This window comes from Dermatophilus sp. B7861-1, assembly GCF_058996045.1.
In genome coordinates, this window is the sequence record NZ_CM180082.1 from 485,424 (window position 1) to 506,199 (window position 20,776).

Consider the following 20,776-nt stretch of genomic DNA (forward strand, 5'->3'; position numbering starts at 1 on the left):
GATGAACATGCACGAACTGCCCATGATCGCGTTCACCGTCCTGGCACAGATGTCCGTGGGCGCGTTCATTGTGCTCGGCGTGATCAACACCGCTGCCCGGCTACGCGGCTACGACACCCACGCAGTCGAAGAAATCAGCGACCCCGCCGTACTAGCTGTCGGAGCAGCCCTGCTCCTTGGGCTAGGAGCCTCCACGTTCCACATGAACGACGTATTCCACGTCTTCAACGTCTTCCGACACCTAGAAACATCGTGGCTGAGCCGAGAAATCGTCTCGGGCATGCTATTCGCCAGCACCGGGTTCCTCTACACAGCCTGCCAACTTTTCCGAATCGGATCAGCCGCATTACGGCAGGCGCTCGCATTCGTTGCCGCGGCTTGTGGAGTGCTGCTCATCATCTCGATGAGCATGGTTTACATCTCTCTGCCCACTGTTCCCGTATGGGCCACATGGCTGACGTTCGCTCAATTCGCTACAACAACACTGCTGTTGGGTGCCTTCGCTATCGGTACCGCATTCGTCACGGTCACGATGCTGCGTCGCCGCGGAATGTATAGCAGCCCGATGATGACTCGCCTGGAAGAGATTTCCCGCAAGCGGGCCCACCTGTCAATCGTTGAACGCCTCGGTGGCAAAGCCGCTTCCGAAGCGGGCACTCGCCTCATTCTCAGCTGCCTGCGCGGCATCGCTGTCGCCGGGATCGTGCTACTCGTTCTGCAAATCGCTTGGTACGTGCTCATCTTCACGCACCTATTGACAGTTGAGCCCAAACAGATCGCTCTAAACAGCGCACAGGCCTACACCGGAGCAGCAGCCATCATCCGATTCACGATGACTGTGCTAGGGGCAGGGCTGCTCGGACTGTTCCTTTTCCGCCTAGCAGACCCCAACACAGGAACCTATTCATCAGGAGGAGACACTCTCACCTCGACGAAAGCACAGCTCCAATGGGGGCACGCTGAGCAGGTCGCAGTGGTCATGACTGTCGCGTTCGTCCTCGTATTCGTTGCCGAGTTCATCGCCCGATCGCAGTTCTACACCTCGATGTTCCGGGTCGGGATATGAACACCCCGACACCGCTACCCTGGCCAACGCTCGGGTCAACCACCCCCACAAGGCAGCTGCCCGCCCCACCTGCCTTTGAGAACCTGATCCAACTCGCCGCCACAGCAACACCCCTATCTCGCTGGTTCCTGGCACCGGCTGGCGCTGACGTTCTGGAGAACCTCCACGCCGAAAACCTCCCCCACGCCTGGCCACTACCGCCTACAGACGCATCAAGCCAGGCGGCACTACGCCACCTCGCTGGTCCGCATGATGTAGACGCCGTAGCCGCCGACCACCAGCGCCTGTTCGTTGGCCCGGGACATATGGAAGCCGCCCCCTACGAATCAGTGCACACATCTGCCGAAGGATTGCTGTTCGAACCAGAAACCCTCGATGTGCGCGCCTGGTATCAGCACTATGGGCTCAGCGCACCCAGACAAGGCAAAGAACCCGATGACCACATCGGCCTCGAACTAGAATTCCTCGCAACCCTAGCCACATGGGCATCAGACTGCCTAGAAGAAGACGACACCCAGTCCGCAGCCATCTACGCCCAAGGCGCCCGCCAATTCACCGCCACCCACCTGCTGCCGTGGGCACCAGACTTTTGTGCACTAGTACGCGCCCGCGCCCACACCACCTTCTACCAAGCAGTGGCCGCTGCCACCGCTGCACTCCTGGATGCAGCACCAGCCCTCCTTAAACCCAACGGGCCACTGTGATGCCAACTCTGCACACCACCTCACAAACTCTTGCTGCGACGACAGAACTCGGTGCAGTACGACAGTGGCTACAAAGCAGATCAGCCGGAATCGAAGTGGTGCTGATATGTGCAGAACATCCACACCCGCACGACACCGCATATGCGGTTACCCGTGCCCGCCCAGAAGCGGTAGTCATCCGGGCACCAGGATGCCTAGCCCACGTGCGCCGCAGCCAGGTGGTGCACATCCTGGCCGATGGCGCCGCCGGTGTGCGTCTGCTCATCAACGGATGCGCTCGCCCTGACCACGTGCATGCACGAATGAATGACCTCCTGGCCCTCATACGTGACACAAACACCACCCCGCCCGAAACAGAACAGAAAAATCCAGGCACCCCTTCGCTCCAGGTGTGGACATCACTGCCACCTGCCACCAGTAGCCCCGCCACGCCGATACCGCTGCTCGAAGGCAAATCTATGCCGGTCTCGCGCCGCACCCTCATCAGCGCACCATCCCAGAGCACTCTGCCCCACCGGCAGGCATCCGAGCACAGTGACCTCATCACCGCCCTGGTGAACTTGCATGAAACCACCGGGCACCGCGTCCCCGATGCAACCGCTGCGGCCACTACCGCTGCCCCAGCGGTGATGCTCGCAGCTCCCGGATGCAACGCGTGCGGCACCTGCATACGAACGTGCCCGGAAAAAGCCCTAGACCTGCAGATTGTTAGCGAAAGTACAGCTGTGCTGACCGAAAATATCGCAGCCTGCTCCGGATGCCGTCACTGTGTCCAGATGTGCCCATCACACGTGCTCACGGTGCGTCGGCATGCTCGGTGGAGCGATCAACTGCGGGGAGGGGTCTTACCCGTTGCCCAACAGGAAGTTGCCCCGTGTACGCGTTGCTGCGCCCCCACCCCTGTTGATGCAGGTGGACTCTGTCAGGTGTGCGCTTACCGAAGGAAAAAACCTTTCGGCTCAACACTGCCTGCCCGGGATAGACAGTAATTACCCATTCACTGTGTCCAGGTCGAAAGCTCGGCGCCCGTGATCAGTGAGCTGCTCGGCAGTGAACCTGCCAGACCAATCGGTTTCGTAATGTTCGGCCGGGAAATCGTGCGGTGACCGACCAGCGAGAAAGTCACGGTACGTGTGGCGGGCATAAATGAGGTTCTTCGTACACGCCGGGGCCGCAGGGATATACATGACGTTGCCCCAACCATCCTGGTTCTGCACCGCAGCGACAGAATGGATAACGTCGGCGTGCCACCACACCGAGTCACCAGCCCGTAGATCAGGGATAGGAGTCAGCGCGGCATGCAGCTCGGGGTGCCACTTTTCGAGAACAGCCAAGACCATACGAGGCTGCACACCACACAGCTCGTCTGGGGCCGCATCAGGCAGTAATGCCCGAAGCAAAACACTCCCGAGTGCCTCAGGAGCAGGAACAGTGTGTAAGACCCCTTGGTCATTGCGCATGTCAGACAGAGCCGTCCACCCCTGGAAAGTGCGAAACACCGAACATTTGGTGGTGCCGCCTTCGTACTCGTGCATCTGGGGCCGGTGAGCTGCATCCCATGGGTCGTAAAGCTCGGGGCGCCCCGCGTAGAGAGCGGAATACACCTTGCGGTATGCCGGGAGCAGCCACCTCTCTAGCGAACCAGAGTCGCAATGCGCCCCAAGACCACCGTTGCTGCTGCCGGGGGCGCGGCGACGGATGCGATCGGGATAGATAATGCTGCGGTCTGGGTCAAACCACCGGGTCCCGTTTGATTCGTATTTCCAGAGGCGATTGAGGAACGACTGGGCACAGTTCATACGGGAGGATTGACGGGCCTCCATCTGGGAAGGTGACCAGTAGATCGGGTAGATCGCGGGTTTGGAGGCAGAGGTAGTGCTGAAAAAGTCATCCCCTGCGCCACGGTAGATCCGCGCGAAATCATTAGCGTCGACGTATTCCTCTAAACGTGCGTCCCAGTCCAGAGCTTGTTCGCGGGGGAAATGGCCACGGATTACCAGGCAGCCACGCGCCCGGATGAGATCTCGTTCTGCCTCGGTGACGGCACCAGAAGCAATCCGGTCGTAGTCGATCTGCGGCCACACCTGTTTTCCAGCGTCCCGCAACGCAATGATTTCCTCAAGAACGGGACGAAGATGATCCATCATCGACGCGTAAGCAGCTTGAGGAGAACCGATTTCGGAAATGATGTCTTTCTTGGCTGTGCGGACGGCTGCAGCGAAATCAGTAGGTGCTGTCGAGGCAGGGATCACTGGAAGAGCGGTATCGGTCACGGTGGGAACCCTCTTTTCATCGGGTAGGGAAAATGCATGAGCAGTGAATCCGCGTCCTCATTTCCACACCGACACGTCACTACACTCGAAATCTTTTTGATTTCAAACGAAAGCCTATGCTTCTCCTATGGAGCGAACAAGAGGAACCGCCCCCTCCGCTACCCGAAGCCTCGGCGGCCGACGTGACCGTGCACTGGACATCGTTACCCAACGTGGCCGTGTTGAAGTCGGCGAGCTCGCTGCACTCCTAGGCGTCAGTCAAGTCACCGTTCGCAAAGACCTCGACGAACTCACCCGACAAGGGTTACTTCGCCGCGAACATGGAGCCGCGGTCGCTAACGCTGGTGATGACATCCGCGCCCGCCTTGCCTCTGGTTTCAAAGTGAAATCCCACATCGCGCGAGCCGCCGCGCAAACCGTTCCCGACGGCGAAACCATCTTGATCGAATCAGGATCTACTGCAGCCCTATTTGCTGAAGAGCTCTGTGTCGCAGACCGCGGCATCACCATCATCACTAACTCCGCTTTCATCGCCGACTACGTCCGTAACACCTCCGCCCCTCGCGTCATCGTTCTCGGCGGCGAATACCAAACCCGATCCCAAGTCATGGTGGGTCCACTCCTGGCTGCAGCAGCGAGAAACTTCCACGTCACCTCATGCTTCATCGGTGTCGACGGATTCGACACCGGCCGGGGTTTTTCCGGTCGTGACATTGCCCGAGCCGAAGCAGTCCGCGCCATGGCAGCTCAAGCTGAGGAGATCGTCGTCCTCAGCGACTCCAGCAAATTCGGAACACGTGCCCCTGTACATCTGTGCTCAGCCGGAGCGGTAGGCCGCGTCTTCACCGATGCCAATATCAGTGACGAAGCCCTCGCTGAACTGTGCTCCTGCGGTGTAGACGTCACCACTGTCACCGCAGCACACAACGACTGACCCCCTCTCTAACGGCACAACTAAATTTTCGACCCTGCCGCTACCAGGTAGGAATGAACCATGATCGTGGACCTACACAACGTCGTGGTGAAACACCCGCGCTCGTCCTTCCAGCTCCTCATACCCTCAATCCATGTCCGTGCCGGCGAATTCATCGCCATATGCGGACCCTCCGGAACCGGGAAATCCACACTTTTAGACGTCTGTGCTGGAACTATCCCCGCCACCTCCGGGCAAGTCCACGTCCTAGGCCTGGACCTTCGGCATGCTCGAGCACGCCGACAAGTGCGCCGCAAAGGCACCTACCTCATCCAGCGAGGATCCGTCGTGGAATACCTCACCGCACTGGAAAACGTTCTCATAGCCGGTGAAATCGCCGGTATTCGCCGTGACACCGACACAGCCCGGAACGCACTAGAAACAGTAGGACTCCTCAACCACGCCGACTCTCGAATTTCACATATGTCCGGCGGACAACGCCAGCGAGTGGCAATGGCCAGCGCCATCTATCGACGCTCTCCACTGGTCTGGGCAGACGAACCCACCTCAGCACTGGACGCCACCAACTCCGACCTCGTCCTGTCTGGTCTACGTGACCTCGCCCATCACGCCAATACCACCGTCATGTGCGTCACCCACGACACCAACCGCGCCCAAAACTACGCCGACCGCATCCTGACCATCGACAACGGACAGATCCAAGAAACCCACACTCAGAAAAGCGAACCAGCACAAGCCCGCACAGAAAGCACACCGCAGTGAGCACACCTCTACGCCCAGCCGCGCTGAGCGTCACCCGCACCCTGCGCGCATTCCTGGCACCCATACTTGTCTACGCCGCATCTACCGCGGGAATGATCGCCTTAACCGGACTCCTCACTGCCTCGATCACCAGTGGTGGAAACACTGGCGCGCTCACCATTTTCCTCCTCACAACCACAATCGGACTGTTCGCCATCGCATGCAGCGTCACCGACGTCGTGCGAGCCGGATTCGACGACGACCTCGCTGCTCTAACCGCCCTGGGATACAGCCCAACCCGCGTCCACATCTTCACCGCCACACAATCCCTAGTCGCCTTTCTGATGGGACTACCCCTGGCCCTCTTGGCAGCAGTCCCGACCTACTGGATGCTGCTATGGCTGCTACGCACCGGTGGATTCCACGGCCTACCCCACGACTCAGCAATGTGGCCGCTCTCCTACCTGACCGGAACCACCCTCACCGCACTCCTGGCCATATTCGGAGGATGGCGAGCTCGTCCCTTCCGCGGAGAACAAAGTCATCGCCGCCGCCGCAACACAGTGCTGTTCTATCTGCGAGCTACAGCCGGTGTCCTCGCCGTTATCAGCGCAGTCGCTTTACTGCTGTCCGCTCCCACCAATGGCCCGGGTGCACTCTTCGGCAGCGCCCTTATATGGGTGATCGCCGCAGTCTTGCTCGCCCCAGCCTTATTCACGCTTGTATGCTGCGCGCCGCTCCTGGCCCGCCGCTGGCCAGGAGCATGGGCTGCCAGGATTGCCCTGACCCGTGACCGCATCTTCGGCCTGTCATCTAGCGTGACTGTCTCCACATTCGCCGTGGTGCTCTTCGCTGCTCTGGTCTCAATGATCAGCACAGTAGAACTGATCCAGCGAGCATCCCTAGCAAATCTGTTCACCCCCACCGCAGCCGTCGCTACCACCGCGGACGGGATGCTACTGCCCCATCAGAGCGCCGACCATATCTGCCGCAGCACTTCCAGCTGTGTAGGACTAATCCATATCGGGCCCGACGCCAGCGGTTACTCCGGTATTGCTTACGCCGAGAAGAACACCCGAGAAGCCCTGTTCACCTGGGCTAGCAACACCCCCGCTGCCACGCCAGGAGAAACGCTATGGTCTTCGCCTAGCAACGGGCTGACCGGCTCTCCGTGGCAAAAACTTCGTGACGGAGCCCCACCCGAATCCGTTCACACATGGCGTGCCCTGCCTGTCTTTACGAAGACAGAAAAACTGCCCGACCCCACCATCAACGTAACCACTGCTCGCTCCTGGGCGCAGAATGGCCCTTCTCAAGCCGTGATACGTGGCGCTGGTGCCGCAGATATCGGCCCCATGCTCGCCCCACTCATCACGTTATCTTTGCTGTTCAGCGTTGCCTCGGTCTACCTACTCAACGCCAGCTTCCACCGCACCACTGCAGTGACTACCGCCCTAGGAGCCACCAGGACAGCAGATCTGTTCAGCGTCGCTGCTGACGCCGCTGCCCGCACCGCCACTGTCTACCTATTCACTCTCGTGACATGGTGGGTCATGGGACACGGCGTCGCCCACGCAGCGCCGAACCACACCATCACCCCCACTAGCCCTCCTGTACTGCTCCACGCAGCATTCATCGCCCTGTTCTTCGCCAGCAGTATTAGCGGGTTCCTCGGCGCGAAAGCAGGAAAAAAGCTGACATAAAGCCAGCTCCATAGTCATCCCCCACTTGGAATCGGTTCCTCCAAAGCAGAACAGCCCGAAAACCCAGAGTTAGGGTGGGGGATGACCCAAACTGCTTTCGCTCTCGATCAGGCTGCTCAAGATCTTCTCTTCCGCCAAGCCCGCACCCCCAACGCATTTACTGATCAGCCAGTCACTGATGAACAACTCCGCCAGGTGTATGAGCTAGCAAAATGGGGCCCGACCTCGATGAACCTGCAACCTTTGCGTGTCCTGGCTGTACGATCTCCGCAACGCCGAGCCGCGCTGGTTGAGCACATGTCTGGTGGCAACAAAGAAAAAACACGAACCGCTCCAGTGACTCTCATTTTCGCTGCCGACCTGGACTTTCATCAGTACGCCGCAGAACAGTTCCCGGCCTATAAAGATGCCTACGACATGTTCGAGAAACTTGGACGCGAAAAAAGAACACCTTCGGCTCATCTCAACGCCACACTCTCAATTGCGTACTGGATCGTGGCGCTACGTGCTGCCGGACTTGCTGTCGCCCCGATGACAGGCGCGGACTTTCCCTCCATCGCAAAAGAATTCTTCCCAGACGAGCGAGTGTTCCCTCTCATCGTTGCCAACGTTGGGTATGCCGACACAGCGTCATACCACCCACGAAACAAGCGCCTCGCATTCGAGGAGGTCTTCAACTCTATCTGAACAAAAACACAACGATGGCGCCAAGAAGTAGCCGCCGGTCTGCGATGTTGCTCGTGAAGGTCGGTACTGTGGTCGCGATCGCCCACCTCACGTTTCCGAACATGCGGCATGTTCGGGCAGCCTCGCAAGGAGACACGTATGGCAGTACTTGGTTCGGTTCTCATGTTTCTGGCCCTTGGTATCGCTGGTTTTTGCCTGTGGGCTGCCTCAGGTGAGACAGCACCTGCCGTGACCGTTGACTTGTTCAGCAACACGTTGTCAATCACCCCGGCCACCATGTTTGTTCTTGGCGCTATCGCGATGCTGCTCATGATGTTGGGCGTGTGGATGGCGTTCTTTGCAACTAAACGCCGTTACCAGTCGCACCGTGAGCGTCGCCAAATGGAGCGCCGCGAGCGTGAACAAGCCGCTGAGCTGGCCGAGACACGTGCTCGTCTTGATGAGCACGAAGAGCGCGCCGCAACAGGTTCCCAGCCGCGAGTGGAGCCGCCCATTGCGCAGGAACACCAGAGTTCTCTGAGGAACCCAGACAGCGATGGAGAGCAACTGCCTCCTACCCGATAACAACACGCATCATGTGCCCTAGTAGAGCCCGCCTTGAACATTCGAGGCGGGCTCTACTGCATCCATGGGGTAAGCAAGATGGAGCAGGTCGAAACACATGTGGTTTCGAAGTGGCCCATAGATCGCGGGAAAATGACTTCGCAACCGATGAGAACACTGGGGATGTCACTGCACGCCGAGATACGGGGTGCATCGTCGAGGGGGAACGATGCCGGTCAATATTCCGCACAGCTTGCCAGCGCGCCGGGTGCTCGAAGCGGAAAACGTGTTCGTTATGTCCCAGGAGCGCGCCGCGCGCCAGGATATCCGTCCGTTGCGGATTGCGATCCTCAACCTCATGCCTTTAAAAATCGATACCGAAACCCATTTGCTGCGCCTGCTGGGTAACACGCCACTGCAGGTAGAGATTTCTCTGCTCAACATGAGCTCTCACCACACCCGCAACACTCCGCCAGAGCACATGAGAGCGTTCTATCGCACATTCACGCAGGTCAAAGATGAGTGGTTCGATGGTCTGATTATCACTGGTGCGCCAGTGGAGAAGATGCCTTTCGAAGCGGTGGACTATTGGGGTGAATTGACCGAAGTTCTCGCGTGGTCCAAAGAGAACGTTTATTCAACGTTAAACATTTGTTGGGGTGCTCAGGCAGCCCTGTATGTCGACTACGGAATCCCTAAATATGACCTCCCAGAGAAGATGTTTGGGGTGTTTCAACACCGTGTTGTGAAACCGACCTCGCCGCTGTTATCTGGGTTCGACGAATACTTTCCTGCCCCGCACTCTCGGCATACGGCCACGCGAATCGACGATGTCGAGCTCATAGATGAGCTGGAGATTCTTGCCGAATCCGATGAAGCTGGTCTCTACTTGGCAGGCCGCAAGGACGGGCGTGCGTTCTACGTGACAGGGCACCCGGAGTACGAGCGTGACACCCTGCGCAGTGAATGGGAGCGAGATCGTTCCCGGGGGCTGTCTATTCGTCCGCCGCACGGGTATTTCCCTGGCGATGATCCGACGCGTGACCCGATTGTCTCGTGGCGAGCGCACGCCTTCCTTCTTTATGCGAACTGGCTTAACCACTGTGTTTACCAGGGGACGCCGTATGAAGCGCCTACTTTTCCTGGTGCAGCTATGGGGTCGTCCTAAAGCGGTGTGGGAGTCGCCTTGTCTAGCTGATGCTGGGTGGGGGTGGGGCATGGAAGATTTCTGATCAGTTTGTTGATGCATTTTTTGCACAGCTGGCATTGTGTAGAAAACCTGTTTTTATCCTGATATATGCATGGGAATTTGGTGTATTCCTGTTCTTAGGGTTGGTGTGTTTTCTTCGGTATTGGGGGACTGGAAGTTCGATTTTTGCGGGTCGAGGGGTGTTTGTAGAGGTCGTGTGGCGGTGACGGTGGGCTGCGTTGCGCAGGGGGAGTGGTGAGGTGGGTTGCGCTGAGAAGGAAGGCGGGAGCGTTGATGGGCGACAAGGGAACTAGATAGACTGAACCCCTCTTTGCCAGGTTTGATGTCAAGTCGGGGGGTGTCTGCCTGCGTGGCGTGGGGTCGTTGCATGCGGGGCAGGGGACAAGAGGCAGCCTTCGAAAAATTTGCGCGTCAGGTTCTTGGTAATTGAATTTTTTCAATTGAAGAAGGCTGTGGGAGTTTTGGTCGCGGTGGAAAACAATGTGATGAGTAGAAATGCAGTCCAGGAAAACCAACACGGATGGCTTTATTCGATAACTGTGGTAGCGCTGGCAGTTATTTTGCGCTATCTCGGTATTTCCAAAATCGCTGTCATCTTTTTTATGCTCGCATTCGTTATTGCCGCATACCGTTCTTGGGTATGTGTGCGTGATGAGGAATGGGACGGATTCCGCGTAAATCTCTGGGGGCTTGTCCCCGCAACAGCAGGAGCGCTGTATGCCTTCGTTCTGCTCGTGAGTGGAACGGTCTAACAGGAGGCCTGTGGCGGTGAACGCGGTGTGGTGCGGAGGGGAACCTCCGCGCCACACCGCGTTCGTGTGGGGAGCGGATCATAAAAAATCAAAGTTGAGTGGAATAGACGCAACTTGCTTGAGGTTGATGTCAACAGGAGCGCTATTCTGAAAACACCAGGCGCAGAAGGACCTGGCCGAGCAGAAGCGGCGCGGCTAGAACTTTCACCCCAGAAGGAGCCAAACGCTCATGAACCTTCAACTCACCACCAAAGCCCAAGAAGCTTTCTCCGCCGCCACCCGCAACGCCGCGGCATCGGGACACCCGCACATCGAGCCAGCCCACTTCCTTCTCGCTCTCGCTGAACAACCCGAGACCACCACCGGTCCTCTCCTGGACGCAAGCGGATCATCCCTACGCGCCGCTCGCGCCAGCGCTGAACGCGAACTAGCTAAACTTCCCAAAGCAACCGGCAGCAGTGTCGCCAGCCCTAACCTCTCCCGCGCATCCATGAGCATGCTCGACCAAGCCCAAAAAATCATGGAATCAATGGGCGACACATTCATCGCCACCGACCACCTACTCTTGGCCATCGCTCGCACCGGCCAATTCGGTATCGATGCTGAAACCATCGACCAACTCATCCCTCAGATGCGCGGCGGCGGCAAAGTCACCACCGAATCAGGCGAAGACACCTTCAACGCTCTCGAGAAATACGGAACCGATCTCACCCGCGTCGCCCGCGCTGGAAAACTAGACCCCGTCATCGGCCGCGACGGCGAAATCCGCCGCGTTATCCAAGTTCTCTCCCGCCGTACCAAAAATAACCCCGTCCTCATCGGCGAGCCCGGCGTCGGAAAAACCGCTGTCGTCGAAGGGCTAGCCCAACGCATCGTCGCCGGAGATGTCCCCGAATCCCTCCGCGACAAAAAACTCATTGCCCTAGACCTATCCTCCATGGTTGCTGGCGCCAAATACCGCGGCGAATTCGAAGAACGCCTCAAAAGCGTCCTCGATGAAATCCGCCGATCTGAAGGACGCCTCATCACCTTCATCGACGAAATCCACACCATCGTCGGCGCTGGCGGATCCGGCGAAGGCGCCATGGATGCCGGCAACATGATCAAACCACTCCTGGCTCGAGGTGAACTACGCCTCGTTGGCGCCACCACCCTCGACGAATACCGCAAACACATCGAAAAAGACGCAGCCCTCGAACGCCGCTTCCAACAAGTCTTTGTCGGCGAACCCACCGTCGAAGACACCATCGCCATCCTGCGCGGACTCAAAGAACGCTACGAGGCACACCACAAAGTCGCCATCGCCGACTCTGCCCTCGTCGCCGCCTCCACCCTGTCCAACCGGTACATCCAAAACCGCAAACTCCCCGACAAAGCCATTGACCTTGTCGACGAGGCAGCCTCCCGCCTGCGCATGGAAATCGACTCCTCCCCAGAAGAAATCGACGAACTCCGCCGCAACGTCGACCGCCTCAAAATGGAAGAACTCCACCTCGCTCGCGAAGACGACGAAGCATCCAAAGAACGCCTCGCACGCCTGCGCAGCGACCTAGCCGACAAAAATGAACAACTCGCCGCACTCAATGCCCGCTGGGAAGCCGAAAAAGCAGGCCTCAACCAAGTCGGCGAACTCAAAGCCACCCTCGATGACCTGCGTATCAAAGCCGACATTCTCCTACGCGACGGCAAACTCGACGAAGCTGCGCCCCTGCTCTACGGCCAAATCCCGCGACTTCAAGCCGAAATTGACGAAGCCCAACGCAACCAAGAAAACACCGAAACACCTGAGCCCATGCTCAAAGAAGAAGTCACCTACGACGACATCGCCGAAGTCATCGCTGCATGGACAGGCATCCCAACAGGACGCCTCCTGCAAGGGGAAACCGAAAAACTCCTCCACATGGAAGACCACATCGGTCAACGGCTCATCGGTCAACACAAAGCCGTCGCCGCCGTCAGTGATGCAGTACGCCGCAGCCGCGCCGGCATCGCTGACCCTGACCGCCCCACCGGGTCCTTCCTCTTTCTGGGCCCCACCGGCGTAGGCAAAACCGAACTCGCTAAATCTCTTGCCGACTTCCTCTTCGATGACGAACACGCAATGGTTCGCATCGACATGTCGGAATACTCCGAGCGCCATGCAGTTGCCCGACTCATCGGAGCACCTCCCGGCTATGTCGGTTATGAAGAAGGCGGACAGCTCACCGAGGCCGTCCGCCGTCGCCCCTACTCCGTCGTCCTTCTCGACGAAGTCGAAAAAGCCCACCCAGAAACATTCGACGTTCTCCTGCAAGTCCTCGACGACGGACGCCTCACCGACGGGCAAGGACGCACCGTTGACTTCCGCAACACCATCCTCGTCATGACGTCAAATCTGGGAAGCCACTACCTGCTCGAAGATGCCCTCACTGATGATGCAAAACACGACGCCGTCATGAGCGCTGTCCGGGCAGCGTTCAAACCAGAGTTCGTTAATAGGCTTGACGAAGTCGTGGTTTTCGAACCCCTCAACACTGAAGAACTCGGCAGTATCGTCGACCTGCAGGTCAACTCCCTGGCCGCACGCCTGAAAGACCGCCGCATCGTCCTCGAAGTAACCGACGCCGCCCGAGAATGGCTCGCACTCACCGGCTACGACCCAGCATTCGGAGCCCGGCCACTCAAACGCCTCGTCCAAAAAGAAATCGGAGACCCACTAGCCAGGCTCATCCTTGCCGGTGAGGTACGAGACGGGCAGCGCGTCATCGTGGACAGCGATCCCAGCAACGAATTCAACGGTCTAGTGCTCCTGCCCCAGCCCCGAGAAACCACAGCAAGCACTCCCAACACCGAAGATGACGTTGTCGACGCCGAAATCGTCGAAGACCGCGCAATCGAGCAGTAATGCACCGGGCGCTGCGAGCAAAATGCGCAGCGCCCGGCAGTTGCACCAACAAAAAAACAGTGTGACCCACGAGTGTGAGTCCACTGTGAACATAGTGTGAGCAATGTGGGCGAACATATACTCATTCGCACTCTCCCACAGGAGTTTTCCTCATGAAAATGATCCGCAGATCCCTAGCCTCGATGTTTCATCGGGTGGCGGCGTCGGTGTAGTCGGCGCCGTTGCCGCTTCTGCGGGGTGAATTCTGGCATCGGGGTACGACTGCCCTTCGGATCTCGGCTCCGGCGGGCGTCGTGTTCCACTCACGAGGTGGTTGTGCTGGGGTCGTCGGGATGGGCGTCGGTGCTGGTCAGGGCGGCGACAAGGCAGCCAGAGCGCCCCAGCCGGTGACGATCAGGTTCGCCCAGGGGCCGGTGTTCTTCACGTGCAGTGTCTTGCGGCGGGCGGTGCGCGCGAGTGTCGCGGCGGTGGTAAAGAGGCGCACGCGCAGGGTCTTGGGTTCCCACCGGCGGGCATCGTGGCTGGTGAATGCGAGCAGGCCCATCCAGGCGAGGAGGTCGCCCGTGAGTTGCACGATCAACAGCCATAGGCGGTTCTGATCGAACCTGTGCAGCGGGAAGGCGTTCAGTCCGGTGTCTTTGGTGATGCGGATGCGGTCCTCGCAGCGGGCGCGGCGGCGGTGACGAAGCTCGAGGTCAGCCAGTTGCCCGCGGGTGGTGTTGGTGACGAACGCGGTCAGCCGGTAGCCGCCGACGTCGTCGAAACGCAGTTGCGCGCCGGGGTGGGGCCGCTCCCTGCGCACGATCACCCGCATCCCCGGCGGGTACCCCTTCAACGGCAGGACCCCGGTGAACTCGGCCACGTCAGCGCCCTCACGGACGGCGCCGTCAGCGTTGTAAGCGGGTTGCCACAGCTGCTGAGGGATGAGTTTGTACAGGTCAGGAGTGTTCGCGGGTAACGTCCACCCGATCGAGTACGACAGTCCGCGACGGTGCAGGAACCACAGCAGGTCCCGGGTGCCGCCCGCGCCGTCGGTGCGGATGAGCACCTTCTTGCCCGGCCGGGCGGGGTTGATGCCGGGGACGTTCTTCAACGCCTCCTTGATCACGTACTCGTGGTCGGCGGCAGTGTTCGACCCGGCGTTCCCGGGGCGTAGCAGCATCGCCAACGGTTCACCGGTGCCCTCGGCGCCGTGGTCCAGGAACGCGCACAACGGGTGGAACCCGTAACCCCGCTTGAACGTCGGTGCGGCCTTCTCCTTGTCGGAATGAGCCGTGATCAGGGTCGCGTCCAGGTCGATGACCAGCGGATTGTCGGTGCTGATCGCGTGGTCGGGGGCGTGGTTGGCGGCGTGCTTCCACGCGCTGGCCCGGGCCGTGGCCCGCGCGGCGGCGATCGCTTTCTCGACCTTGCCCACGTCAGCGGCCAGGGTAGTGATGGTGCGCGAGATCGTCGCGTCGGATGCCACGGCCCCATACAAGCCTGGTTCAGCGCGCAGCAGGTTCGCATCCGAGCAGTCATCCCCACCCAACGCAAGAGCGACAGTCAGATCCAAAATCACCTTCGCGGGATCGTGCCTGGCGAGCGGCTTACGCCACGGCGCCAAGGCTTCACTCAGAGCCGCGTCCAGCCCGCTGACGCGGGCCGTGCGCGTCAACAACACCCCACCCGCCTGCGCGACCGCAGGAACCCGCGCCGCGTCGAGGCGGACATGCGGGTACAGCCCGCTACGCTTACTCACCTGAGAAGTGCCCTTCGATCCCTGCTGATGTTTGCCGTCGCAAGCGACATCCTTGCAGTTCAATGGCACTTCTCGCATTCAGGGGCTACTCACACCGTGAAATCTCCGGGCTAGTGATCGCCTCTGCTGTCGCCCTCATCTCGCCCCTGGCATTCGCGCCGATGGCCGGAGCTGCTTCCCACACGACGCAGGCCCCTCCGGCCGCTCACACCACGAAAACTGCCGGCAAAATCCCGGCTGGCCACAGCTTCATCATCAACACCGAAGCCGGCGAAAAAGGCACAAAAACCGCCACCGAAGCCATCAAGAAAGCCGGCGCAACATACGCCACTTCCTGGCCAGAAATCGGTGTGACCGTCGGTATCGCCCCCGAAGCCAAGGTCAAGAGCGTCGTTCAGCAGATTCGCAAAGTTCCCGGCATCCAGTCTGTCGGTGCAGTAGGTGCGGTCCAGAAAGAAAAGCCACGTCAACCCCGCAAAAAGGTGGCACCGCCCAAGAAAGCTGAAAAGCCCGGCGAACTGACCCAGTTCGTTGGCGCTACCTCCCTGCCCAAGGGAGCTGACGGCACCGGCGTAACCATCGGTGTCGCCGACGACGGTGTCTTCGACGAGCACAACGAACTCGCCGGACGTATCGACAAAACTCGCTCCGGCTCATGTACCGCAGCAGGCGTGTGGCAAAGCGGCAACGACCTATGGCGCCCCACCGAAAAGTAAAGACACCCACGGCACGATGGTTTCCTCCATCATGACCGCCGTGCGCGATGGTGCTGGCATGATCGGCATCGCGCCCAAAGCCCAGGTAGTTGCCATGCGTGTCGTCTCCGACAATGGTGACATTTACCCCGAAGCCTCTATCTGCGCCGCGATGCAGGCAGTCAAATACAAACTGCCCATCGTCAACCACTCCTACGGCCTGGACAACGTCAAAGCCACCCGTCATGCCCTCTGGGACCCCAAAGACCCAGACCAAGGCCCTGCCATCACTGCAGTGAACAAGGCATACGACTGGTCCCGCAAGCATGGAGTGCTCAACATCGCCGCCACCGGGAACTCCGGCGAAGACCTTTCTGACAAACCCCACATCCCGCCGTCGAACGCCGAACGCAACCTACCCCGGCTAGCCTCGCGCCTGAAAGCGCTCCTCGCCGAGGTGCCTGGCGTCCTTGGCGTCGGTGAACTCGATGAAGACGGCACCGTCGCTTTCTCTTCAACCTCCGGCCTAGGCATCGTCGACCTCACCGCCCGCGGATCCGGCGTATATGCTACTTACCCAGGGGAATACCAGCAGAACGCAGGAACGTCTTTTGCATCCCCGGCAGTGTCAGCCGTCGCTGCCCTGGTCAAACAGAAACTACCCAACGCCACCCCCGACCAAATCGAGAAAATCCTCGAAGAGAGCGCAAAACCCCGCACCTGCGCCAAGTCTGGGAAGATCAGCACTGAGCAGCCCTGCCGCGCTCGAGGAAAACTCACCAACTACTTCGGACACGGTGAAGTAAACGCCCCGGCCGCTCTCAAAGCCGCCGACAAACTGCGCTGACACGCGCTCGACAACGCGGGCCCGTCTCCAGGGAGAACACCTCTCCTCTCCCGAGCCGGGCCCGTTCTCATGCCTGCACGCCACCACTGAAACCCAGATAGTTCATTGCGCAGTTTCGTGCCACCAACCAGTCATTCGTTATTTAATGCGTGTTACTGGTGTCACAACGATGTGACCTCCACCACGGTGCACCCGCCGTGCCCTCACGAGAATGCGACGGCAAATGACTGATACCCCATCCCAGGGAAGCCACAGCGCCCCCCACTCCAGTGGCCACAGCGATGCCCAGGAAACCCTGGAGCGAAGCCTGACCAACCGCCACATCCAACTCATCGCTATCGGCGGCGCCATCGGTACCGGCCTGTTCATGGGTTCAGGAAAAACCATCAGCGTTGCTGGACCCTCCATCATGTTCGTCTACCTCATCATCGGCGTGATGCTTTTCTTCGTCATGCGCGCCATGGGCGAGCTGCTCCTGCACAACCTCGAATACAAGTCATTCCAAGACTTCGCCGCCGAATTCCTCGGCCCCTGGGCCGGATTCTTCTCCGGATGGACATATTGGCTCTGCTGGGTAGTTACCGGCATGGCAGACGTCATCGCGGTCGCTGGCTACTGGAACTTTTGGGTTCATGGCCCCGACCCAGACGTCCTCACCCCTCTGGCAATTGCCCTGTCCCTTATCACTCTCCTAGGCCTGCTTGGCCTCAACCTCCTGACAGTAAAACTCTTCGGTGAACTTGAATTCTGGTTCGCCATCATCAAAGTCATCGCGATTGTCGTGCTCATCGTGCTAGGAATCTTCCTCGCAGTTGTCGGATTCACCTCACCCGAAGGCATCAAAGCCTCATTCACCCACCTATGGGACCGCCCTGGCGGCTTCTTCCCTCACGGCCTCCCAGGATTCTTCGCCGGCTTTCAAATTGCCGTATTCGCCTTCGTTGGAATTGAACTTGTAGGCACTACCGCTGCCGAAACCGCTGACCCGCAGCGCAGCATGCCTAAAGCCATCAACTCCATCCCCATCCGCGTCGTCCTGTTTTACGTCTTCGCCCTCATGGCCATCATGACCGTGACCCCCTGGGATCAGATCAACCCCGCCGTATCCCCATTCGTCAACATGTTCCAGCTTGTCGGCTTCGCCGGAGCCGCCTCCGTCATGAACTTCGTTGTTCTCACCTCTGCCTCCAGCTCCGCGAACTCTGGCATCTTCTCCACCTCACGAATGCTCTACGGCCTGGCACACAACAAAATGGCCCCCGCCGCATTCGGGAAACTTTCCAGCCGCAAAGTCCCCCAAAACGGACTTTTCCTATCCGTTGCGCTCGTGGCCTGCGCCGTTTTCCTGCTCGCCAGCGACACCATCATGGGAGCCTTCACCGTTGTCACCACCATCTCGGCGGTCCTATTTATCTTCGTATGGACACTCATCCTGTGCAGCTACATGGTCTACCGAAAGCGCCACCCTGAAGCACACGCAGCATCTGCATTCAAAATGCCTGGTGGCATACCCATGTGCTGGATAGTGCTGGCTTTCTTCGCATTCGTTCTTGTCCTACTCACCCAAGAAACAGACACCCTCCAAGCACTCCTGGTAACTCCCTTCTGGTTTATCTTCCTCGGCGTGGCTTGGATCTTTGTCCGCAAAAACACCATCAACAAAGACACAGAAACCCCGCAAATCCAGCCCACTTCCTAACAATTCCGGCCACGATTACACGGGGGCGCCCATCCACTACCGGATGGGCGCCCTCGCTTTGTGACCCGACCCCTCGAAGTAAGCCGACCGCCACCTTCATGAAGTAAGGCAGACGTACAACACGAGCCGCCATATGAGCACGTACGCGACTTGAACGTACGTCTTAGACACATCTCACTAAACCCATAAGTCGAAATAAAAACCTTGAAAAACAAGGTATTTCGATGAAAAAGCACATCTTTAATCCTCTGAATTAGGACGGGTGAACAACTTTTCCCACTTTTTTGTCGGACGACTGCTCAAGTCCCGACTAGGACGGTCGATCAGGTTGGTGTCGCCGCAAGAGGGGAAAAAGGCAGCGACCGGCAGCGGAGAACTCCACGCCGATCACAGGGGGAAGCCACGGTGTCGTGGCTACCACGACACCGAGCACTCAGCACAGCGGGCTACCACCCGCCCGCACGAAAGAGGAACACCATGAACATCACCACCAACGCACTGGCCATCACCACCAGCAAACGCGCCATTGCCGCCCTGAGCATCGCCGCAGCGATGGTCGGAATGAACAGCCAATTCGCGCCCCACGCTCACGCTGCCGAAGCCACCGCCACGGACAACACCGCCACATTCCTCCAAGCACTCGGTAACGGAAACCAGTACATCCTTCAAGACAAAGCAATGAACGAGGCTGTCGCCCCCCTCATTCTGCAGCTGCGTGGCGACGACTCTGGCCAGGAAATCTACGCCTACTGCATCGAAGTCGACACACCCATCCTGGACAGCATCACCGGTGTCCGTGGCGCCTACTCCGCCCAAGACTGGGAAACCTACACCTCACAAGCAAAAACCGCCGAACGCCGTGCTTCCTGGACCGCGAACAAACACAAAGTCTTGTGGCTCCTGGCTAACTCCTACCCCCAAAAGCCTGCACGTGAGGTTTTCGCCTCACTCGGCATGGAACTACCCACCTATGCTGACGGCAGCACCTACAGCGAAAAAGACCTCAACCGCGCTATGCGCGACGCCACCCAGCTGGCTATCTGGCATTTCGCGAACGGTATTGACCTCTCCAACAACTGGATCGACGAGAGCAACCACACCCGCATCGGGCGTTTCGCCGATGGCAGCCAGATCGACATCTACGAGGCCTACCAGCGTCTGATCGAGCGCGCCGAAAAAGCTCCTGTTGTCGAGAACGTCACTCCCTCAATCTTCTTCCAAAACGCAAACAGCACCAATGTTGCTGGCAATGTATTCAAACCCCTCACCCTCAAATCAACAGCTCCCGCCAACGTCAACGTCTCTTTGCCCGAAGGCGCGACCCTTACCGTCTCGGGCAAGGAATACACCGGAGACGTCAAACTCACCGCAGTCGCCGATGGCACCACGATGCAGCTGGCAGTTCCGGAGAATGCCGCCGCGGGTTCAGTAGAAATCTCAGCTGATGCCCAAGGACAGCCGTCACCGGTTGGAACCGTCTGGTACGCCAAAGGAAGCCAATCCCTCATCACGGCCAAAGCAGTGACACAACACGTCATGGCAAAAACCACGATTAACTGGACGGCAAAACCAGTCGCTCCTGCTCCGGTCGAGCCCACCACCCCGGCACCGACTGCCCCTGTCACGCCAGCACCAGTTGTTCCTACAACACCAGCACCGGTGGAGCCCGCCACCCCAGCACCGGCACCAGCGGCGCCAACCACCCCGGCTGCTCCTGCTCCGGTCGAGCCCACCACCCCCGCACCGACTGCCCCTGTCACCCCAGCACCTGTAGCCCCAGAGAAAGAAAAAAACCGCGCCGAACAGCCCAAGAAGGTCCGTAAAGTAGCCACCCCAATGGTGACTCGCACCTTCCAGGTTGACCGCTACATGCCACAGAATGCGGTCCAGGCACGTGGTGTCGCCGCTTTGGATAACGACGGTGTACTGAAGTACCGCGAGGACAAGTTCATGTGGGGCCGCTCTGCCTGGCAGATCGTCACTGTCACGGTGCCAGCCAACGCTAGCCACGCTGACATCATGAAAGCGATCAACGCTAAAACCAGCGCGAAGATCGGCGACGTCAACACCGCAAGCAAACTGGCTTCCTCTGCTGCAGGACGCACCCACGTCATCGCATGGGAGCTGGGTAAGGGCGCCACTGCTAAGAACGCATGGGGCACCGCTAAGAAGACGGTGCAGAAATTCTTTGCCCGCGGCTGATCTGAACTAGCAATCAACTCAGTGAGCAAACTGCTAGAGAGGCTGCTCACCCGTAGGTACGGGTGGGCAGCCTCTCTGCGTCATGAGGACTTACA

17 protein-coding genes are annotated in these 20,776 nt (G+C 59.1%); 15 read left to right on the forward strand and 2 right to left on the reverse strand.

Going from position 1 to position 20,776, the window contains the following annotated elements; all coding sequences use genetic code 11:
* Nucleotide 1: 1 nt before the first annotated feature.
* Genes AC2T9U_RS02010 through AC2T9U_RS02020 form a run of 3 tightly spaced genes read left to right on the forward strand, consistent with a single transcriptional unit; the run spans nucleotide 2 to nucleotide 2,759 of the window.
* A complete protein-coding gene (locus tag AC2T9U_RS02010) occupies nucleotides 2–1,066 on the forward strand; it encodes a dimethyl sulfoxide reductase anchor subunit family protein (RefSeq protein WP_493696482.1) in 1,065 nt (354 codons plus the stop codon).
* Nucleotides 1,063–1,770 (forward strand): TorD/DmsD family molecular chaperone, encoded by a 708-nt coding sequence (locus AC2T9U_RS02015; protein ID WP_208303884.1) that lies wholly within the window; start codon nucleotides 1,063–1,065, stop codon nucleotides 1,768–1,770. Before AC2T9U_RS02010 ends, AC2T9U_RS02015 begins: the two co-directional genes overlap by 4 nt.
* Nucleotides 1,770–2,759: a 4Fe-4S dicluster domain-containing protein gene (locus AC2T9U_RS02020; protein WP_493696483.1), complete on the forward strand. Its 990-nt coding sequence runs from the start codon at nucleotides 1,770–1,772 to the stop codon at nucleotides 2,757–2,759. The genes AC2T9U_RS02015 and AC2T9U_RS02020 overlap by 1 nt, the downstream gene beginning before the upstream one ends.
* Here AC2T9U_RS02020 and AC2T9U_RS02025 read toward each other — a convergent pair whose 3' ends face one another.
* On the reverse strand, nucleotides 2,760–4,043 hold the full coding sequence (locus tag AC2T9U_RS02025) for a YbiU family protein (protein ID WP_493696484.1): 1,284 nt from the start codon (nucleotides 4,041–4,043) through the stop codon (nucleotides 2,760–2,762). It lies immediately after the preceding gene.
* Nucleotides 4,044–4,170: 127 nt separating this feature from the next.
* On the opposite strand from AC2T9U_RS02025, the gene AC2T9U_RS02030 reads away from it, so the two are divergent.
* The 8 genes from AC2T9U_RS02030 (at nucleotide 4,171) to clpB (ending at nucleotide 13,497) form a co-directional block, all read left to right on the forward strand.
* Nucleotides 4,171–4,977, forward strand: a complete 807-nt coding sequence (locus tag AC2T9U_RS02030; RefSeq protein WP_493696485.1) for a DeoR/GlpR family DNA-binding transcription regulator — start codon at nucleotides 4,171–4,173, stop codon at nucleotides 4,975–4,977.
* 60 nt (nucleotides 4,978–5,037) lie between these two features.
* Nucleotides 5,038–5,739, forward strand: coding sequence for an ABC transporter ATP-binding protein (locus AC2T9U_RS02035; protein ID WP_493696486.1), 702 nt, complete (start codon nucleotides 5,038–5,040; stop codon nucleotides 5,737–5,739).
* Nucleotides 5,736–7,421 carry a hypothetical protein gene (locus AC2T9U_RS02040; RefSeq protein WP_493696487.1) on the forward strand — a complete coding sequence of 562 codons (1,686 nt, stop codon included), beginning with the start codon at nucleotides 5,736–5,738 and terminating at the stop codon, nucleotides 7,419–7,421. Before AC2T9U_RS02035 ends, AC2T9U_RS02040 begins: the two co-directional genes overlap by 4 nt.
* Before the next feature lie 81 nt (nucleotides 7,422–7,502).
* The gene (locus AC2T9U_RS02045; RefSeq protein WP_493696488.1) at nucleotides 7,503–8,108 is read left to right on the forward strand and encodes a malonic semialdehyde reductase; all 606 of its coding nucleotides are present in this window, start codon (nucleotides 7,503–7,505) and stop codon (nucleotides 8,106–8,108) included.
* A gap of 138 nt (nucleotides 8,109–8,246) precedes the next feature.
* Nucleotides 8,247–8,672 (forward strand): hypothetical protein, encoded by a 426-nt coding sequence (locus AC2T9U_RS02050; RefSeq protein ID WP_493696489.1) that lies wholly within the window; start codon nucleotides 8,247–8,249, stop codon nucleotides 8,670–8,672.
* Between the two features lie 208 nt (nucleotides 8,673–8,880).
* The gene (locus tag AC2T9U_RS02055) at nucleotides 8,881–9,819 is read left to right on the forward strand and encodes a homoserine O-succinyltransferase (protein WP_493696490.1); all 939 of its coding nucleotides are present in this window, start codon (nucleotides 8,881–8,883) and stop codon (nucleotides 9,817–9,819) included.
* 527 nt (nucleotides 9,820–10,346) lie between these two features.
* The gene (locus tag AC2T9U_RS02060) at nucleotides 10,347–10,613 is read left to right on the forward strand and encodes a hypothetical protein (RefSeq protein ID WP_147279235.1); all 267 of its coding nucleotides are present in this window, start codon (nucleotides 10,347–10,349) and stop codon (nucleotides 10,611–10,613) included.
* A gap of 229 nt (nucleotides 10,614–10,842) precedes the next feature.
* Nucleotides 10,843–13,497 (forward strand): ATP-dependent chaperone ClpB, encoded by a 2,655-nt coding sequence (gene clpB / locus AC2T9U_RS02065; RefSeq protein ID WP_493696491.1) that lies wholly within the window; start codon nucleotides 10,843–10,845, stop codon nucleotides 13,495–13,497.
* Nucleotides 13,498–13,846: 349 nt separating this feature from the next.
* On the opposite strand, the gene AC2T9U_RS02070 is transcribed toward clpB, so the two are convergent.
* Nucleotides 13,847–15,238, reverse strand: coding sequence for an IS1380 family transposase (locus AC2T9U_RS02070; protein ID WP_493696492.1), 1,392 nt, complete (start codon nucleotides 15,236–15,238; stop codon nucleotides 13,847–13,849).
* A gap of 113 nt (nucleotides 15,239–15,351) precedes the next feature.
* Between AC2T9U_RS02070 and AC2T9U_RS02075 the strand changes: the two genes are divergently transcribed.
* From AC2T9U_RS02075 to AC2T9U_RS02090, 4 genes are all read left to right on the forward strand, one after another.
* Complete coding sequence (locus AC2T9U_RS02075; protein WP_493696493.1) at nucleotides 15,352–15,954, forward strand: hypothetical protein; 603 nt, start codon at nucleotides 15,352–15,354, stop codon at nucleotides 15,952–15,954.
* Nucleotides 15,836–16,780, forward strand: a complete 945-nt coding sequence (locus AC2T9U_RS02080; protein ID WP_493696494.1) for a S8 family peptidase — start codon at nucleotides 15,836–15,838, stop codon at nucleotides 16,778–16,780. The genes AC2T9U_RS02075 and AC2T9U_RS02080 overlap by 119 nt, the downstream gene beginning before the upstream one ends.
* Before the next feature lie 223 nt (nucleotides 16,781–17,003).
* Nucleotides 17,004–18,479 carry a D-serine/D-alanine/glycine transporter gene (cycA, locus tag AC2T9U_RS02085; protein ID WP_493696495.1) on the forward strand — a complete coding sequence of 492 codons (1,476 nt, stop codon included), beginning with the start codon at nucleotides 17,004–17,006 and terminating at the stop codon, nucleotides 18,477–18,479.
* A gap of 477 nt (nucleotides 18,480–18,956) precedes the next feature.
* Nucleotides 18,957–20,681, forward strand: a complete 1,725-nt coding sequence (locus AC2T9U_RS02090; RefSeq protein WP_493696496.1) for a thioester domain-containing protein — start codon at nucleotides 18,957–18,959, stop codon at nucleotides 20,679–20,681.
* Nucleotides 20,682–20,776: the final 95 nt, after the last annotated feature.

What these genes read in the sequence shown, in the direction of transcription:
- AC2T9U_RS02010 (WP_493696482.1), top strand. Translation starts at nt 2, where the DNA reads ATGAACATGCACGAACTGCCCATGATCGCGTTCACCGTCCTGGCACAG.
- AC2T9U_RS02015 (WP_208303884.1), top strand. Translation starts at nt 1,063, where the DNA reads ATGAACACCCCGACACCGCTACCCTGGCCAACGCTCGGGTCAACCACC.
- AC2T9U_RS02020 (WP_493696483.1), top strand. Translation starts at nt 1,770, where the DNA reads ATGCCAACTCTGCACACCACCTCACAAACTCTTGCTGCGACGACAGAA.
- AC2T9U_RS02030 (WP_493696485.1), top strand. Translation starts at nt 4,171, where the DNA reads ATGGAGCGAACAAGAGGAACCGCCCCCTCCGCTACCCGAAGCCTCGGC.
- AC2T9U_RS02035 (WP_493696486.1), top strand. Translation starts at nt 5,038, where the DNA reads ATGATCGTGGACCTACACAACGTCGTGGTGAAACACCCGCGCTCGTCC.
- AC2T9U_RS02045 (WP_493696488.1), top strand. Translation starts at nt 7,503, where the DNA reads ATGACCCAAACTGCTTTCGCTCTCGATCAGGCTGCTCAAGATCTTCTC.
- AC2T9U_RS02050 (WP_493696489.1), top strand. Translation starts at nt 8,247, where the DNA reads ATGGCAGTACTTGGTTCGGTTCTCATGTTTCTGGCCCTTGGTATCGCT.
- AC2T9U_RS02055 (WP_493696490.1), top strand. Translation starts at nt 8,881, where the DNA reads ATGCCGGTCAATATTCCGCACAGCTTGCCAGCGCGCCGGGTGCTCGAA.
- AC2T9U_RS02060 (WP_147279235.1), top strand. Translation starts at nt 10,347, where the DNA reads ATGAGTAGAAATGCAGTCCAGGAAAACCAACACGGATGGCTTTATTCG.
- clpB (WP_493696491.1), top strand. Translation starts at nt 10,843, where the DNA reads ATGAACCTTCAACTCACCACCAAAGCCCAAGAAGCTTTCTCCGCCGCC.
- cycA (WP_493696495.1), top strand. Translation starts at nt 17,004, where the DNA reads ATGACTGATACCCCATCCCAGGGAAGCCACAGCGCCCCCCACTCCAGT.
- AC2T9U_RS02090 (WP_493696496.1), top strand. Translation starts at nt 18,957, where the DNA reads ATGAACATCACCACCAACGCACTGGCCATCACCACCAGCAAACGCGCC.